This is a genomic window from Persicobacter diffluens (assembly GCF_036244895.1).
Lineage (GTDB): Bacteria > Bacteroidota > Bacteroidia > Cytophagales > Cyclobacteriaceae > Persicobacter > Persicobacter diffluens.
In genome coordinates this window covers 972,164-990,186 of the sequence record NZ_BQKE01000001.1, presented here as the reverse complement: position 1 = coordinate 990,186, position 18,023 = coordinate 972,164, and the positions used below count along the sequence as shown (strand labels likewise).

Annotated in this window: 16 protein-coding genes; 7 read left to right on the top strand and 9 right to left on the bottom strand. The window is 42.7% G+C overall.

Annotated elements, in window-relative coordinates:
* Positions 1 to 203: 203 nt before the first annotated feature.
* The 6 genes from AAA970_RS04195 to AAA970_RS04170 all read right to left on the bottom strand — a co-directional run bounded on the left by AAA970_RS04195 (position 204) and on the right by AAA970_RS04170 (position 7,534).
* Entirely contained in the window at positions 204 to 449 is a 246-nt protein-coding gene (locus AAA970_RS04195) for an acyl carrier protein (protein ID WP_338236079.1), read from the bottom strand.
* 294 nt (positions 450 to 743) lie between these two features.
* Entirely contained in the window at positions 744 to 2,525 is a 1,782-nt protein-coding gene (locus AAA970_RS04190) for an aminopeptidase P family protein (protein WP_338236078.1), read from the bottom strand.
* Between the two features lie 343 nt (positions 2,526 to 2,868).
* A complete protein-coding gene (locus AAA970_RS04185) occupies positions 2,869 to 3,465 on the bottom strand; it encodes a YceI family protein (RefSeq protein ID WP_338236077.1) in 597 nt (198 codons plus the stop codon).
* 74 nt (positions 3,466 to 3,539) lie between these two features.
* Entirely contained in the window at positions 3,540 to 4,877 is a 1,338-nt protein-coding gene (locus tag AAA970_RS04180) for a hypothetical protein (protein ID WP_338236076.1), read from the bottom strand.
* A 118-nt stretch (positions 4,878 to 4,995) separates the two neighbouring features.
* The gene (locus AAA970_RS04175; protein WP_338236075.1) at positions 4,996 to 5,544 is read right to left on the bottom strand and encodes a YceI family protein; all 549 of its coding nucleotides are present in this window, start codon (positions 5,542 to 5,544) and stop codon (positions 4,996 to 4,998) included.
* 814 nt (positions 5,545 to 6,358) lie between these two features.
* On the bottom strand, positions 6,359 to 7,534 hold the full coding sequence (locus AAA970_RS04170) for a proline dehydrogenase family protein (RefSeq protein WP_338236074.1): 1,176 nt from the start codon (positions 7,532 to 7,534) through the stop codon (positions 6,359 to 6,361).
* A gap of 103 nt (positions 7,535 to 7,637) precedes the next feature.
* Between AAA970_RS04170 and AAA970_RS04165 the strand changes: the two genes are divergently transcribed.
* The 3 genes from AAA970_RS04165 (at position 7,638) to aroA (ending at position 11,082) form a co-directional block, all read left to right on the top strand.
* Positions 7,638 to 8,726: a chorismate mutase gene (locus AAA970_RS04165; RefSeq protein ID WP_060685670.1), complete on the top strand. Its 1,089-nt coding sequence runs from the start codon at positions 7,638 to 7,640 to the stop codon at positions 8,724 to 8,726.
* An 80-nt stretch (positions 8,727 to 8,806) separates the two neighbouring features.
* Positions 8,807 to 9,850 carry a 3-dehydroquinate synthase gene (gene aroB / locus AAA970_RS04160; protein ID WP_338236073.1) on the top strand — a complete coding sequence of 348 codons (1,044 nt, stop codon included), beginning with the start codon at positions 8,807 to 8,809 and terminating at the stop codon, positions 9,848 to 9,850.
* Between the two features lie 2 nt (positions 9,851 to 9,852).
* Positions 9,853 to 11,082 (top strand): 3-phosphoshikimate 1-carboxyvinyltransferase, encoded by a 1,230-nt coding sequence (aroA, locus tag AAA970_RS04155; protein ID WP_338236072.1) that lies wholly within the window; start codon positions 9,853 to 9,855, stop codon positions 11,080 to 11,082.
* A gap of 18 nt (positions 11,083 to 11,100) precedes the next feature.
* Here aroA and AAA970_RS04150 read toward each other — a convergent pair whose 3' ends face one another.
* The 3 genes from AAA970_RS04150 to AAA970_RS04140 all read right to left on the bottom strand — a co-directional run bounded on the left by AAA970_RS04150 (position 11,101) and on the right by AAA970_RS04140 (position 13,026).
* Entirely contained in the window at positions 11,101 to 11,490 is a 390-nt protein-coding gene (locus tag AAA970_RS04150; RefSeq protein WP_338236071.1) for a type II toxin-antitoxin system HicB family antitoxin, read from the bottom strand.
* 59 nt (positions 11,491 to 11,549) lie between these two features.
* A complete protein-coding gene (locus tag AAA970_RS04145) occupies positions 11,550 to 11,807 on the bottom strand; it encodes a type II toxin-antitoxin system HicA family toxin (RefSeq protein ID WP_053404132.1) in 258 nt (85 codons plus the stop codon).
* Between the two features lie 148 nt (positions 11,808 to 11,955).
* Entirely contained in the window at positions 11,956 to 13,026 is a 1,071-nt protein-coding gene (locus AAA970_RS04140; RefSeq protein WP_053404131.1) for a M42 family metallopeptidase, read from the bottom strand.
* A gap of 97 nt (positions 13,027 to 13,123) precedes the next feature.
* Between AAA970_RS04140 and AAA970_RS04135 the strand changes: the two genes are divergently transcribed.
* The 4 genes from AAA970_RS04135 to AAA970_RS04120 all read left to right on the top strand — a co-directional run bounded on the left by AAA970_RS04135 (position 13,124) and on the right by AAA970_RS04120 (position 17,955).
* Positions 13,124 to 13,957 (top strand): MOSC domain-containing protein, encoded by an 834-nt coding sequence (locus tag AAA970_RS04135; protein ID WP_338236070.1) that lies wholly within the window; start codon positions 13,124 to 13,126, stop codon positions 13,955 to 13,957.
* Between the two features lie 3 nt (positions 13,958 to 13,960).
* Positions 13,961 to 14,611: an SCO family protein gene (locus AAA970_RS04130; protein ID WP_338236069.1), complete on the top strand. Its 651-nt coding sequence runs from the start codon at positions 13,961 to 13,963 to the stop codon at positions 14,609 to 14,611.
* Positions 14,612 to 14,777: 166 nt separating this feature from the next.
* Complete coding sequence (locus AAA970_RS04125) at positions 14,778 to 15,494, top strand: pirin family protein (RefSeq protein WP_338236068.1); 717 nt, start codon at positions 14,778 to 14,780, stop codon at positions 15,492 to 15,494.
* A gap of 103 nt (positions 15,495 to 15,597) precedes the next feature.
* Positions 15,598 to 17,955, top strand: coding sequence for a TonB-dependent receptor (locus AAA970_RS04120; RefSeq protein WP_338236067.1), 2,358 nt, complete (start codon positions 15,598 to 15,600; stop codon positions 17,953 to 17,955).
* Positions 17,956 to 18,023: the final 68 nt, after the last annotated feature.

Sequence of the window (18,023 nt, the reverse complement as noted above, 5' to 3'; positions counted from 1 at the left end):
ATAATAGAAAGAAATACGAAATTTTTAAGCGCAAAAAAAATGCCTGCCAAGCTGAAATTCAATTCCACACCCAACAAGCAAAAGACTTTAAACCAACAGGTTAAATGATTTACTTCTCAGAAAAAAATCAAAAAGAAAAAAATCTTACATAAACGAAACCTAATTTTAAGCTCATTTAGAAATTTCCCATTTCGCCATCGATTTTAAACCTGCGTATGCTGCAATTTCCCTTTGAATAATTTAATCAAATCCTCTACTACATGCAGGTTTGATTTATCTTTCGGATCAATGGTAATCCCGAGTAAGGTTTCCAAACGAAGGATCACGCGGTCAAGACTATTGGAATCCAATTTACAGTCTTCTAATAAATTTAAATCTTCATTTACGCGATCAATATCCCACAATACTTCTTGTGCAATCGTCATTTTTACGCCATAAGTAACGTTCATAAGCAAAGGGTTAAAAGGGTAAGTAATAAAATGTAAGTTTTTAAAATGCTAAAAAAATTACCAATATCAAAACAAACAAGTATCAAACATATCAATAACACAAACACAAAACCCATTTGTTAAATAAATGGAAATTCAAAATTATTCACCCCAATAAAATAATCCACCTGAAAATCAAAAAAGACAGCTCAAACGAATGAACTGCCTTCCATTTTTAACATCCTTCACTCAAAAGATTGACCTAAAACCAAAGTCCAAGGCCAATCATAAAGGAAGACTGTTTCATCATTTTTTTTAGAATAAAATACATTTTTGCTCCAACCACTGTCCTTCTTCTTCAGACAGCAAAGGCAGCAGCTCCGCTTTCACCTCTTGCTGATATTGTACTAACCATTCTTTTTCTGCTACAGACAGCAAGTCTGCCTCAATTAATTTGGGTTCAAAAGGAGCTAAGGTCAATGATTCAAAAGCCAAAAACTGCCCGAACTCATTATTATATTTCTCCACTACCGTCACCAAATTTTCTAAGCGGATACCGTAGGCATCTGTTTTATAGAAACCGGGTTCGTCAGAAATGATCATTCCTACCTGAAAAGGCGTTCCGCCAGTCACCCCCTTATTTCCAAAGTTTATGGGACCTTCATGTACATTTAAAGAAGCCCCAACACCATGCCCCGTTCCGTGGCCATAATTCATTCCTTCTGCCCACAATGGTTGACGTGCCAAAACATCGATCTGAGGACCGGCATAGCCAGCTGGAAAGACCACCTGTTCAATCGCAATATGCCCTTTCAAAACCAGGGTATAGGCTTTTTTATGTTCTGCTGATGGCGTACCGAGGTAAAAAGTTCGGGTAATGTCCGTGGTACCGTCTTTGTACTGCCCACCGGAATCAATCAATAACATCCCCTCGCCATTTAACTTTTTCGCCTTCGGGTCTTGCGGACGATAGTGTACAATCGCTCCGTTACCCTGAAAACCAACAATAGCGGAAAAACTCTCCCCTACGTAGCCTTCCTGTTCCGCACGAAATTCCTTCAATTTCTCTGCACATTGCGCCTCCGACAGCCCCTCTTTTGCCGCCTCTTCTTCCACCCATTTGTAGAATTTCACTAGCGCGACTCCATCCTTTTTCATCGCTGAACGCATGCCTGCCAATTCCGCCTCATTCTTCACCGCTTTCATGAACTGCACCGGAGATGCTTCCGCTGCAACGACTTTTCCCTCCGCCAACAATTCATACTGATGAATAGAAAAACGCGCCGGATCCACCTGAATATTGGTGAATTCCCCCTCTGCCAGCCATTTCTCCACTTCTTCATATGGCTCCACCGCAACTCCCGCTGTTTGAAGGGCAGCCGCTACCTCTACGCCAATTTTAGCAGGATCCACAAACAAAGTGGCCGCTGCGGACTCAACAGTCAAATAAGCATAGCCTACCGGATTACAATCCACATCTGCCCCCCGGATATTCAACATCCAGGCAATTTCATCCAAGGCCTCTATCATTAATGCATCCGCCTGCTTGGATTGCATTTCCGCTCTGACTTTTTCTAATTTCTCCCCGGTAGATACGCCAGCCAATGCTATGGGGTGGTTATAAAATGCTGAGCCTGGCATTGCTGGACGATCCGTCCAAATTTTTTCAAAAGGATCAAAATCTGCTTTAATGGCAATGTTTTTCTTTCCTAATTTTTGCTCTAATAGGTGATAAACCTGAAGGGAAAACAATTGGCCATCAATGCCGACCACGCTCCCGGCAGGTAAATTTTCTGCTAAATAGTCAATGAATTCCGGCGCGCCCTGCACCTTCAGCTGATGCTGCACAAATTCACTATCGGCCAGCTCTTCTTCTGCCTGAATTTCATAACGGGAATCCGTCCATACACCGGCATGATCCAAAGTTACCACTGCCGTTCCCGCAGAACCGGTAAAACCGGAAATCCACTCTCTGCAGGCAAAGCGTGTTGCGATATATTCACTTTGGTGAGGATCGTTAGAGGGAACGATTACCGCTGCCACTCCTTTTTGCTGCATTTCTGCCCTTAAAGCAGCAATTTTTTCATTTATTGTCATGGAAAAAAAATCTTATTGGATAAAGGCCAAGTTAAAAAAAATCCCGCCCAAATTGACTTCGGCAGGAAGAATATCCACAGGATAAATGTTAATACGGATGATGAATGCTAAACCCGAATTATAAATGCATTAATCCTCTTTAAGCTACAAGGCGGAAAAAATGAAGGCATTATTTCTGTTTCGGGCTTTTTCCAAGGAAGCAGAGGAATGTGAAGAAAGGAAGCGTAGCCAAATTTTAGGCTATTAAAAAATCAGCAAAATCAATCTTAGCAAACTGAAGTAAATCCCTTAGGTCAAGTCGCTGAATCTAGTGAAGAATCATTCGGTTTAATGAGATACAGCGCTATAATAAGCGGTCTATTTGAACGGCCATTTTAAACTTGAGGGTCACCATAGGCTCCACTTTAACCGCTCCCAAAAATTTCACCGGTGGCTCCAAACCGAAATCACGGATGTCTACTGCGGTTTCCCCGGAAATATAATACTGCCCGTCCTTCGACTTTTCCAGCTGCACCGGTGTGGTAAAAGCTTTCTTTGCGCCGGCAATTTCATAAGTTACCTCCATGTCTGCAGAAGTAGAAGACCAGCCCTGCTCCGGAATTAGCAAGCGGTGCATTTCCATCTTTAAATTGGGAAACTCCTTATACTTTAATAAATGACGAAAATCCTTGGTCATGCCGGGTAGCCGACATTTAAACGCCTCAATTGGGACTGCTATTTCCGCTCCTTTTAAATGAGCTGCCAGCCCCTGGTTTTCTTCCTGAAAATTTAAGTCAAAACGAACTTCCTCTAATTCTTCATGACGGTAATAACATGAAAAATGGCTCACATTGGTGGTTCCAAACACCTCCATTTCGCATTCTTCATCCCAAATCAATTGCCCTTTGAATTCCCCCTCAGGAAGCAATACCATCAAAAATGTTAAAAGAAAATTCCACATGCCTTAAATGTTAAAAAGCCGGTGATCCTACAACCACCGGCCCTATTTTATTTTTTAGCTTAGCTTCAAATGGCTTAGAAAGCAATTACTGCCTCTACGTTCACACCATTGAAAGATGCATCACGGAATTGCATACCCAACTGCTCATAGCCTTTAGTATACTCCTGATTTACATATTCAGCTTTCACCAAGATATTCTTAGTCATGAACCAACCACCACCAAGTGCGAAACGGTTCACTTTGATATCATCGATATCTGCTTCGTCAGTGTAAGTACCGAATACAGTGTTGTAACGCGCACCTACGTAGAAATTCTCCTCATTTCCGAAACGGTATAGCAAATCAGCACCAATTTGGCTCATAGTACCAACACCATCTTCGTGAGAATCAGACTGGTTGTCATAAGTTCCGAAGAACTCCAAACCTTTATATTTCGCGAAAGTAGCAATTTGAACAGCAGTCAAACGGTTGAAAGTACCATTGATACGACCAGACCAGTCACCACCTGAAACGCGGTTACCTTCAGCATCATAATAAGTCATTACATTGTAGTAACGAGAACCGGCACGGTCACCAGAGTAAAGGTACGCACGCGCATCACCAAATGAGTGGTAAGCAGAACCAGTCAAACGGAAACGGAAATCATCGTTGATTTGCTTATCGTAACCCAATTTACCATAAAGAGAAGGAGCAGCACCTTCCATTTCCAAAGTAGTCTGGTTCAATTTACCATTAGACATACCTACCATAGCCAATAGACCATTCTCGTGACGGTAAAGTGCTTCCAAACCTAGCTCAGTAGAGAAAGCATCCATCATGTAGTTCGCTACAAATGGGTTGTAGATGGCATTACCTGCATCAGAACGACGGAAGTGAGAATCACCATAGTTGATTTCCATCAAACCGGCCTTCAAAGTAAGGTTTTGCATCAATCCATCCAAGAAATTAGAGTTCAAGAATGGAAGTGCATCCAACTGCAAGTAACCACCTTTAACGTTTGCCTCAATGTGGTGACGAGAAGACAAATAAGTCTCCAATTTCATCGTAACACCAGGAGCAAAAGCTACATCAATGTTCAAGTTGGCCATTGGCAAGTTGAAATCCTGACCCAATTTAGCTAAACGGTAAGCTGAAGGCTGAACCTCATTTCCATTGGAAACTTCAACTCCATTATAATAGTTAGACTGCGTCATGCCCTGGAACATCATGTTGAAGTTACCACCAACACGAACTTTAGGCGCTTTAAATTCTTCGATCTCTACTTTCGCAGGCTCGAAAACATTAATTCCAGTTTTGTCATTAGCACGCAAGTTAGCAAATACATCTTCGCTGGCTTCTTGTGCGAAGGCATTACCTCCCAATAACATTAGGGCAGACGCACCCAATGCTTTAACAGTATTGTTAAATCTCATAATATAAATAATCTGTAAGGTTTAAATTGAATCGGAGTTCAAAAAATCAAGTTTGGAAATTGGCTGACCGAATGGCCCCGGGACCTGATGGGACCATAACCGAACAGCCTTGTATAGTTTATAGGAATACTACGTACTCCACTGTAACTTCATCCTCAGTGGTGATCGCACCGAACATAGCCGTAGGCGCCTCCACCTCATATGCTTTCATGGAAATTACTTCAGCACCTTTAATAGCCGTTTTTCCATCCACAGTAGTAAATTCAGCGTTCAAGGTCACGTTGTTAGTCACGCCAGCAATGCGCAACGTACCGTCTACACTTACCTTGTTTCCATCCAGGCTATTTACTTTTTTCATTTCAAAAGCAATATCAGCGTGTTTGCTTTCTTTAAGCGCTTTGTAAATATTCTTATCCATTCCGCTTTTACCGGATTTGATAGACTTTACAGGCACCACTACTTTTGCTCCTTCCAAAGCTTCCAAAGTACCACCATTAGCGGTTGCGGTCACTTTCACATCGGCCTGCTCTACTTCGCATTCCCAATCGTGAACATTACTCACTCCTTTGATAGTAATTTTAAAACCCTCTGCAAAAGATGCAGATGCAGAAAATAGTACAATAAATACTACTGAAAATAATGACGAAATAAGTTTAGCTTTTCCCATGATTGTTAATTGTTCTCGATGATTACATCACAAAGATGTTGCCTATTTTTCATTTCATCTATTAATCAATGTCATTCTAATTCCTGACTAGGGTCATCTAAAACGATATTTACAAAAAAAACACATATTGATTATTAAACTATATTAGTTTTGCGCTTTTTGACAGATCAAATACCTAACAAAATCAACTACCTAATGAAAATATTTTAAAATATCATTTTACCAATAAAAGTATATGGTTTAAGGTTAAATAAATCATATTATAAGAGTCAAATTTATATTTATTCAATATGGATATTCACATTTCAAATAATGACTTTTATCATAAACACCCCTAACTAAGGACATTTTAATGTATTTATAATTCTACTTCAACTTCTAACTATTCGCCCTGATCAATCTCAAAACCATAACACCCTCAAACCAAACACCTTACGAAAAACGCCTTCGAAATAAATTAAAATACCGATAAATCCTTCTGCCTAACCTAATGTTCATTGAAATTGAGCCGCAATATTCACCACCAGATTGAGTGAATCGTTTTAAACGATTTACTTCCAACTTTTTAAGTTTTGAGTTATTGATAGTCCAAATTTGAGCAAACCTGCTTTCTGCTCAATCATTTGCTTCCTTAGAAAAAACTTAAAACAGGGGACTATTCCTTCATTTTTTCCGCCTTACAGCTAAACGAGGATTTAAGAATGAATTATCCGGGTTAGCGTGCCTCCTTCAAAAAAGGGCCTATTCCAAAAAAAAAGCCCGACAAAATTGCCGGGCTCGCCATAAGTGTAGTGTTATTGTTTGTTTCGGGTCTCTATCGTTTTGCGCTTCTTCGTTTCAGTTCCTGATTCACTAACATCAGCTCCCTGCTACTTTGTCCTGCTACGGAAGTATTCTCCTCCGCTCTTCTGAAAAGATAAGGCATCACTTTTTCTACCGGACCATAAGGCACATATTTCGCTACATTATAATCTACTTTTGCCAGATTATAACTCAAATGATCGCTCATCCCCAGCAACTGGGCAAAAAACACCCTCTTATTGTCCTTAGCAATCCCGTAACGATTCATCAACTCCATTAATAAATGCGCAGACTCTTCATTATGAGAACAGGAGGCCAGGCCAACAGTCGCATTGTGCTCCATACAATAACGCAAAGCATCGTCATACATTTGATCCGTAGCTTCCTTGGTAGGATTAATCGGATTCTCGTAACCCAATTCGGCTGCACGTTCCGCTTCTTTTTCCATATAAGCACCACGCACTAATTTTGCACCAAACTGAACGCCATGCTCCTGCGCAAACTGATGACCCTTGATCAAGCGATCCAGCATGTATTTACGGTACATCTGGAAGGTGTTATATACAATAGGTTGGTTCTGATTGTACTTCACCATCATGGCATACACCAAATCATCAATAGCATCCTGATACCAGCTATCTTCTGCATCTACAAAGATGGGTTGCCCCGCCTCATGCGCAGCTTTACACAAACCATCGAAACGTTGTTTTACGCGCTCAAAAGCGGCAGCTTCTTCTTCGGTTAAAGCCTTTCCTTCACTCACCTTCGTCAACAAATCAATACTCGCAACTCCGGTGGGCTTAAAAACACAAAAAGGAATCGCTTTATTCCCCCGGGCTTTTGCAATGGTCCGAAGCGTTTCCTCATAGGTGGCATCAAAGTCGGACTCATTTGATTCTCCTTCAACAGAATAGTCTAATATTGTTCCAATTTTAAATCTATACAGATCTTCTATGGTTTTTTGACTATCTTCGATGGATTCACCCCCGCAGAACTGCTTAAATAATGTAGCCTTAATGATATTTTTTATTGGTAATCGGAGCTTTAATGCTACATTTATAAAAGAAGTTCCTAACTTTACCAGCGTGGGATAATTAATGGTCTTAAACAGTAAATAGCTCTGCCTAAGATCACCATCAGTTTTAGCCGCAAAGGCTGTCGCTGTGTCGCTGAAATTGATTGATTTCATTTCCACCATAAACACCGAAATAAGGGTTAATAATAATACACTACATTGTCGAAAAACTGCCGAATATAGTCAGTTTTTTTCATTTTTAAAAGAGCAACGCACCATGCAAATCGAACAACTTAGCGCTTGGACAGATGGAAGCGACCAGCCATTCATTATCGCTGGGCCGTGTTCCGCAGAGACGGAGGAACAGTTATTCAAAACTGCTAAAGAGCTAAAAGAGAACGGCATAAACGTAATTCGTGCCGGAGTTTGGAAGCCCCGTACACGTCCGGGCACTTTCGAAGGTATCGGAGAAGATGCCTTGAAATGGATTCAGAAAATTAAAAAAGAGCTAGACGTAAAATTTGCGATTGAAGTCGCAAATGCACAGCACGTTGAATTAGCTTTAAAATATGGAATTGACATTCTGTGGATTGGCGCACGTTCCACAGTAAACCCATTTACCGTACAGGAAATTGCCGACGCACTTAAAGGCCATGATGTACCGGTATTGGTAAAAAATCCATTAAATCCTGATTTAGCACTTTGGATCGGCGCAATGGAGCGTTTGAACCAGGCTGGAATCACGAAGCTGGGAGCCATTCACCGTGGATTCTCCACTTCCAAAAAGACTAAATTCCGTAACCTGCCTCAGTGGCAAATGGCATTGGAATTGAAAAGAAAATATCCGGAAATGCCGATGATTTGTGACCCGTCACACATCGCCGGTAAACGTGATATGATCCAGGAGTTATCTCAGAAAGCCATGGATTTGGTATTTGACGGATTGATCATCGAATCGCACATTGATCCTGAAAATGCCTGGTCTGATGCCGCTCAGCAGGTAACCCCAACGCATTTGAAAGAGATCTTGGAAGCATTGGTTTTACGCCATACCAAATCTGACAATCCGGAGTTCCAGACGCACCTGGCAGAGCTTCGCGAAAAGATTGATGAATTGGATCGTGAAATCTTTGAAACTTTGGCGGATCGCATGAAAATCGTTGATGAGATTGGCGAGTACAAAAAAGACAATAAGGTAACGGTCTTCCAGATCAACCGCTATAAAGAAATGATGAAAGCTCGTGGTGAGTGGGCAGAAGAGTTGCATTTAAATGATGAGTTTATGGAGAATGTATTCTCTTTGATTCATGATGCAGCTATTCGTCGTCAGACTTTGATCATGAACGAAACGGAAGAAAAGGCTTAATCAGAACCACCTTTTCTATATAAAATTTAAGGGTACGGGTTCTTCCTGTACCCATTTTTTTTATGGTATAATTTATCGATATGCTTCCCAAGACCATCGACATTACCACCAATATTGGCCAAAGCCTTCAGCATTTTCTTAACGAAACCACCTATAGCCAATTGGCGATATTGGTGGATGAAAATACTGCGGCACATTGCCTGCCAATCGTTAAGTCATTTCTACCGGAAAACATCCTGACCATTCAGATCCAAAGCGGAGAAGAAAACAAGCATTTAGGCACTTGTCAACAAATCTGGCAAGCCATGACAGATGCTGCTTTTGACCGCAAAGCCTTGCTCATCAATTTAGGAGGAGGAGTAATCGGCGATATGGGCGGATTTTGCGCCGCCACTTATAAGCGAGGCATCCGTTTTTTGAACCTCCCCACTACCTTGCTTTCACAGGTAGATGCCAGCGTTGGCGGCAAATTGGGGATAGATTTCGGTCCCTATAAAAACCACATCGGCATTTTCAAGGAACCGGAAACGGTCATCGTTTATCCCGAATTCATTCACAGCCTGCCGCAGGAGGAGCTGCGTTCCGGCTATGCGGAAATCATCAAGCACTGCCTGATTCAGGATGCGGACTATTGGAAAGTCATTACGCAACGACAACTGCAAGGTCAGGACTGGCCGGCTCATATTGATCATTCCGTTCGGGTAAAATATAAAGTCGTTACCGAAGACCCTACCGAGAAAGGACTTCGTAAAATCCTCAACTTCGGACATACTATTGGTCATGCGGTGGAAAGTCATTTCCTGAATCATGAAAATGGGCGTTTGCTGCACGGAGAAGCCATTGCCATCGGAATGATTGCCGAAAGCTGGCTATCCATTACAAAGGGTGAAATTCAGGAAAGTGAATTAAAAGAGATTCAGGATTACCTTTTATCCATTTATGGAAAAGTGGACCTGAGTCAGGAAAACCTGGAGGAAATAGCCCTGCACTGCCTGCAGGATAAGAAGAACGATACCGGAAAAATTAAGGCTTCTCTACTGCACCAAGTTGGGGATTGTGCCTTTGACATTGAAATAACTTTAGCTGAAGTAAAAGCAGCACTACAATACTACCAAAGCCTTTAACAATGCTACAATTAAAGAAAAGCCGTCTCCTTAAAGGTGGCATCGTTCCCATGGAGGCTTCAAAAAGTGAGTGTAACCGAGCACTGGTGATTAATGCACTGGCGCCATCACCAGCCAAAATTGACAATATTTCTCAGGCCCGCGACTCGCAAACCATGATTCGCTTATTGGAAGAGGATGGCCCGGTATGGGATGTTTTAGACGCCGGTACCACCATGCGCTTTCTGACAGCCTATGCCGCCCTGACCAATCGGGAGAAAACCATGACTGGCACCGAGCGCATGCAGGAGCGCCCGATTGGCATTTTGGTAGATGCACTCCGCAGTTTGGGAGCAGAAATTGAATACCTGAATCAGGAAGGCTACCCGCCAATGAAAATCAAGGGCTTTCAGGCTCAGCAGTCAGAGGTGATTGAAATGCGAGGAGACACTTCTTCTCAGTACATTTCGGCCATTCTGATGTGTGCTCCTATGCTCCCAAAAGGATTGGAACTTCGATTGACCGGCGATATCAATAGTCGTCCTTATATCGAAATGACCATTGACCTGATGGCGAAATTCGGCGTGAGCGTGGAAGAAGCCGACGAGCGTACTTTCAGAATTGCACCACAGACGTATCACACAGATCAATTTGCGGTAGAGTCGGACTGGTCAGGTGCCAGCTATTGGTTCTCTGCCGTGGCCTTGCAAAAGGACTCTGAATTATTCCTGAACGGTCTGAGATCAGATTCTACGCAGGGAGACAAAGCCATTATCGACTTAATGCAACCCCTAGGCGTTGAAGCGAAATTCGATGAAGGTGGATTGCGCATTTGGAATTCCGGAAAAGTAACGCAGGAAGCCGTGGTTTTTGATTTTAATAAATGCCCGGATTTAGCACAAACTGTGGCGGTGGTTTGTGGCGCTTTAGGGGTCAATGCGCATTTCAAGGGCGTTCAGTCCCTGCGCATCAAAGAGACCGACCGTACCCTGGCGCTACAAGAGCAATTGGCCAAATTCGGCGTGACCATCGAGCCGGTAAATGATCCTTATGAATTTACCATCAGCCCGAATCCTGAAGGCTTCCCGACGGATCACAATCCACTGATCAACACTTATGAAGATCACCGCATGGCCATGGCCTTTGCGCCACTCAGCCTGCTGATGGATCTTCAGATTGAGGAAAAAGAAGTGGTAAAAAAATCCTACCCACACTTTTGGGAGGATCTGAAAAAAGTGACAGAACAAGCATAAAAAAATCGGCCGAAGATATTATTCGGCCGATTTTTTTTTATCCCCATCTGAAGGTTTACCGTAGATCGCTCCGGGCTCTCGAACAATAAAGCTTTCAATGGCATCCTCCACATATTGGTTCAAACTTTGCCCCCGCTCGGTGGCATGATAGGCCGCTGCCCGGTGGGTTTCCGGCTTGACCCGTACATTAAAAGACCCTTTATATGCCTTTTCCGGCTCCTTGCCCAAATCCCTGCAAATCTCCAGATAATCCTCCACTGCTTCCGCAAAAGCCTCCTTCAATTCCTCTACGCTCTCTCCCTCAAAGGTCACGACATCTTTTATCCCGAATATTTTACCATGAAATACATTGCTCTCCGCACTGTATTCCAACTCTGCGACGTAATCTTTATACTTTAAAACACCCATAACTCTACAATTTATTTCATTTCCCCTTCATTCATCACCTTGCTCTACCATCAAAATTCCTAAATCAAATATTTCTCCCTTAACGATTTCACTACATCCCTAACCTGATAGGGTTTCAGAATATTCAGGGGATGGGGCTTATGCAAACGAATAATATGCCCGCTGTCCGGGTTCACAAAAGCCCGCCTTGAGCCCGCCGTTTTCCCTTTTTTATATTCTTCATAGCCCAAATGGTTCAATACCTTTGTTAATTCATCGTAGGTAAAATCCTTAGGAGACGCATTTAATTTCTCTATTAATTTCTCAATTTTACTCAAGGTAACTATATTTTAGTTGCACGTATTTTTTTGCCTTTTCGTTACAACTCTCCAAAAATAAAAATACCTTGCAACCAAATTTCAGTCGCAAGGTAAGTTTAATTTGAGAAATCGAAAATTTCCTCTCCCAAAAAAGGATGAACGCCTTCTATTTAAAATATCTGAAATCCTGCTGATCCTCAATCTTTTTCAAAGATTCCAGCATCAACTGAATCACATGCTCCACATCCTCTTTATGGGTCATCTCTACGGTGGTGTGCATATATTTCAAGGGCAGGGAAATCAAAGCTGAAACCACCCCACCATTACTGAAAGCAAAGGCATCGGTATCTGTTCCGGTAAATCGGGAAGAAGCCGCGCGCTGGAAAGGGATTTCCTTTTCCTTGGCCGTATCCATCAAAATCTTCAACAGTTTATTATGTACCGCAGGGGCAATGGTCAAAACAGGACCTTTACCGGCAGTGAAGTCGCCTTCCTTAACTTTACTATAAAGCGGAGATTGGGTATCATGACAAACATCGGTCACAATGGCTACATTCGGTTTGATGGATTCCGTCACCATTTTCGCTCCATTCAATCCCACCTCTTCCTGTACGGCATTCACGATATAAAGGCCGAAAGGTAATTGATCTCCACCTTCTTTCAGTCTCCTTGCCACCTCGGCAATCATAAAACCTCCAATACGGTTATCCAATGCGCGTCCGCATAAGTAACGATCATTCAATTCCATCAGATCCTGATCGAAAGTGATCACCGTTCCCACATAAATACCTAAAGCCTCTACTTCTTCTTTCGAATGTGCCCCCACGTCAATGGTCAATTTCTCCGCATTAGGTTTCGGCCCTTCCTTGCCTCCACGAACATGAATCGCCGGCCAACCAAAAACACCATTGACCACACCCTTTTCGCCATGAATTTTGACCCGCATGGAAGGCGCTATCTCGAAATCGGAGCCACCGTTGCGCACCACATATAAATAACCCTTATCATCAATATAATTTACATACCAGGCGATTTCATCAGCATGCGCTTCAATCACCACCTTATAATCTGCCTTTGGATTCACCACCCCGACAACCGTTCCGTAATTATCTACAAAATATTCATCAATATACGGCCTCACATAATCCAGCCAAATCTGCTGTCCCTCCGCCTCAAATCCGGTAGGCGCATTGGCATTCAGATATTTATATAGAAATTCTTGGCTTTTTTGGTCCATGACTTTAGTTTTTTATTAGAATAAACGAATTTTGAATTCAATTTAGTGATATTACGTGCACTGAAAAAATAGATCTGAAAATCCTGAATTTTTCCTTATGGCCATTATTCTTACCGGCATTTATATTTACCCCATCAAATCCTTAGCAGGTATTAGCCTTAACAAAAGTAAGGTGGAAGAAGAAGGTTTGCAGTTTGACCGCCGGTGGATGCTGGTGGATGAAAACGGGAAATTCCTCAGCCAAAGAACAATGGGAAAAATGGCACAACTTCAACCTGAAATCACACCGCAGGGCCTTCAGGTTGCCCACCGCATTGGCGGAGAGAAACTTTTTATTCCTCTGCAGGCGGAAGGTGCTCCAAGGCAGGTCACCGTTTGGGAGAATACTTTTGAGGCGCAGGAAGTCAATGAGGAATGTAACCAATGGTTTACTAAAAAGCTGGGAATAAATTGTGCGCTGGTGCAATTAAGCCCGGACCGAAACCGGATCGCTCCGGAAAAATACACAGGAGAAGACGAAGTAGCTGTTTCATTTGCCGATGGCTTCCCCATACTCCTATCTAATGAAGCCTCCCTAAAAGATCTTTCCGATAAAAGCAATACCGCCCTGGAAATGGAAAGATTCCGCCCTAACCTGGTGATTTCCGGAGCGGAAGCCTGGGCTGAAAACAGCTGGGAGACAATTCAGATCAATGGCATTACCTTCAAGGGCGTTAAGCCTTGTGGCCGCTGCAAGGTTACCACGCTCAATCCAAAAACGGGTGAACCTACCGGAAAGGAACCGCTGAAAACCCTTTCTAAACTCAGAAACTGGAAAAACAACGCCATTTTTGGGGAAAACCTATACCCGATAGAGGAAGGAGAAATCAAAATTGGCTATGCTGTTTCCATTCAAAACACTAAAGATAATCCCGTTAAAACAATATCATAACCCATGAACAAACCATCTGTATTCCACTTCATTTTTATTGGCATTTTGGCTTTCACACTCTTTTCCTGTGAAAGCGCTAAAAAAGAATTACCCATTTTAGGACCGAGAACCACCGTGGAGAATATCGTGGACGGCCAAAGCCAAACTGATACCCTTTACCATAAAATCGGTGATTTCGCTTTTTATAATCAAGACTCCGTACTACTCACCAATAAAGACTTTGAAGGCAAAATCTATGTAGCCGACTTTTTCTTTACCACCTGCCCGACTATTTGCCCGATCATGAAAACCCAAATGGTGCGGGTTTATGAGGAATTCAAAGACGAAGCACAGGTAAAAATTCTTTCTCACACCATTGACCCGGAACATGATAACGTGGCCTTACTTCACAAATTCGCCGGCCAACTGGGCGTGGAAGCTCCGAAATGGAACTTTGTCACCGGAGAAAAGTCAGAAATTTACCGCATTGGACAAGAAAGCTATATGGTCAGCGCCCTGGAAGATCCCGAAGCTCCCGGAGGATTCATCCACAGCGGAGCCTTTATTCTTGTTGATCAAAAAGGCCACATTCGCGGACTATATGACGGCACCAAAGCCGATCAGGTCGATCGCCTTATCCGGGACATTCCCAAATTAATGGCCAGCACAAAATAACAGCAAGCAGTCTTCGGACTGCTTTTTTATTCACCTCCTTTTCCAAGATTTCAGCGAATAATTCCAAGAAAATTGTGCTTTGGAATTCTTTTTTCTAAAATTGTTGTAACAACAATAATTGTTTAGCGTCATAAATAACAAATCATAATCAAGAAAGGAAATCATAATGAAAACCGTATTTCACAAAGCCACAGAAAGAGGACATGCTAATCATGGTTGGTTAGACGCTCACCACAGTTTCAGTTTCGCCCAATGGTATGATCCTGAAAAAGTGCACTTCGGAGCTTTGAGAGTATTGAATGACGACATTATTTCACCCGGAATGGGCTTTGGTACGCACCCTCATGACAATATGGAGATCGTCACCATTCCCCTGGAGGGAGAATTAAAACATAAGGATAGCACCGGGAATGAGGAAATCATTCGGGAAGGAGAAGTACAAATCATGTCGGCCGGCTCGGGTATTTACCATTCTGAGTTTAACCCCAATCATGATCAACACACCAATTTGCTCCAAATTTGGGTATTTCCGGAAAAGCGAAATATTGAACCGCGCTACGATCAAAAGATCTTCGACCAGGAGGGGCGTCATAACCAATGGCAGACGGTGGTAAGTCCCGATGGAGAAGGTGCACTTTGGATCAACCAAAAGGCCTATTTCAACATCAGTAATCTGGAAAAAGGCAAAAACTTGAATTACGAATTCCGAAATCCGGAGCAGGGCGGATACCTTTTTGTTATTGATGGAAGCATTGAAATAAATGGTCAAAAGCTGGGAAAAAGAGACGCGGTAGGAATTTCGGAGACCGGTCAGTTTGAAATTAAATCCTTAGAAAATTCCAAATTATTATTAATTGAAGTACCCATGATGGAATTGGCTTAAATGTGAAAAAAATCCAAGAATCGTTTAAACTCTAAATAATTCATTCGAGTACTTTTAAAAGGGAATTGTTTTCATCAAATTTGCAACTCAATTGCAACACATAATGAGAATAGTTCCCTTTTTCTTCTTTTTCCTTCTTCACATAGCCACCTGGGCACAATCCCATTCCCTTTCCGGACGTGTTTTGGATCATGATACCAAAGAGCCACTGATGGGAGTCGCCATTTTTCTTGATAATGGCAAGATCAATACCCTTACCGACGAAGATGGAAATTTCTTTTTCCCGCAGATAAAAGACGGACACTATACCGTAAATGCCCAGTACCTGGGATATATGCATATCTCCAAAGATTTAATCATTCACAAAAACATTAAAAGGTTCAATTTTCTGATGGAACCGGAAATCCGGCAATTGGATCAGGTAATTATAAAATCTGAGGAGGGAGAAAGATTTAAAAAACAGAGTCAGTCCGTAGAACTGATCGATCAGGATTATTTTGACAAAAACAGGGGCGCCACCTTTGTAGATGCCCTTACCAACAAAGCCGGCATTAATGCGATTTCCACGGGAGTCGGCATTAGCAAACCTGTCATCCGGGGTATGTTCGGCAACCGTGTGGTAGTCAACGATGGAGGAGTAAAACAGGAAAGCCAACAATGGGGAAATGACCATGGCCTGCCCGTAGACAACTTCAATACCAATAAGGTGGAAATCATCAAAGGACCTGCTAGTTTGCTATATGGTTCCGATGGAATCGGTGGAGTGATTAAAATTGATGAACCGACCGTTCCTACCCTAAATGAAATCAGCGGACAAGCCATCACCAATTATCAGTCCAACAATCAGGCCATTGGCGGCGGCATGCAGTTAAAAGGAAATCACCATGGCCACTATTTCATTTTAGAGGGTTCTTATAATTCCTTCAATAATTACCGGGTACCTGCCGACGATTTCAAATACCTGGATTTCGTTTTCCCGCTGAAAGAAAACACTTTGGTCAACACAGGAGGTTACGACCAGTCCCTTGGATTAAATCTGGGAACGGCGCAAAAATGGGGACGCATTAACCTGAATGTATCTGACTATCAACAAACGGTGGGCTTATTCCCCGGAGCGGTAGGTACGCCTACCTTCGGTTGGCTGGATAATTTCCCTACCTCCAGCCGAAATCCGGATATCCCCAGACAAGTGAACCAACATAGCAAGGCCATCTTAAATACGGATCTCAAAATTGGAGAGGATTGGTTAAAAATTACTCTGGGAGCGCAATACAACCAAAGACAGGAACAATCCAACCCCAACGCCCACCCGGCAGACTACCCGGAATACCGGGAACCCGGAAATGTAGCTCATGGCCTCTACTTACAGACCTATACCGCCGATATTTTATATAAATTAACCTCTGTTGAAGATTGGGAAATCAATCTGGGAGCTGGTGGGCAATTCCAACATCACCACTTCGACGGATTTGAATTCCTGCTGCCCAATTACCAAACCCAAAGCGCTTATTTTACCGGTTTCGTACAAAAAACACTGAATGAAAAATGGACGCTGAACGGCGGCGCCCGTCTCGACTTCTATCATTACGATATCGAACAATTCAATGACAGCTCCCGCTTTGAACCCGGAAGCCGCTCCGGCTATTGGATAAACCGAAGCCCGGAAATCAACCGTACCGAAGCCAACTGGTCCGGCGCCATTGGTTTTGCTTATAACCATGATCAAAATTGGTCCACTAAATTCAATATCGGTAAAACCTTCCGCATGCCGACGGTGGCAGAATTAACCATGAACGGCGTACATCATGGCACTTTCCGACATGAACAAGGTGATGCTAACCTTAAAGCGGAGCAGGGAATCCAAATAGATTGGTCTGTTGCCTGGGAAAATTATGCATGGAAACTGGAATTCAACCCCTATTTCAACTATTTCTCGAATTATATCTACCTGGCCCCAAGCGGAATATTTTCTCCTCTTCCGGATGCAGGTCAGATATATCAATACCGGGAGGCGGAAGCCATCCACACCGGATTTGAGTTTGCTGCCACCTTTCGCCCGACCGACAACTGGGAATTCACCAATGCTTTTGAATACCTGTACAACATCAACCTGGATACAAATTTACCACTTCCCTTTACTCCTCCGGTAAGCAATTACCTGGAGTCTATTTATCATTTCGGCCATGTCCTGCATGTGGAAGACATTTATGTCGGAGCTGGTTACCGGGCCACAGCAGCTCAGAATCGCGTGGACCGGAACGAACTAACGACTCCCGGCTATCATTTATTTAATGTACAGGCCGGCCTGAAAGTTTGCTACCCCAAAACGCAGTTAAACGTAATTTTCAGGATAGATAATCTGACCAATGTCGCCTATTACAACCATTTAAGCAGGTACAGATTACTGAACCTACCCGAGCAGGGGCGCAATGTCAGTATTACGGTGAAATTAAATTTCTAATTATTCATGCAACTTAATTGCATAAAATTTGACTCTCATTAATAATTGCAATATGTTTGCATAAAGGA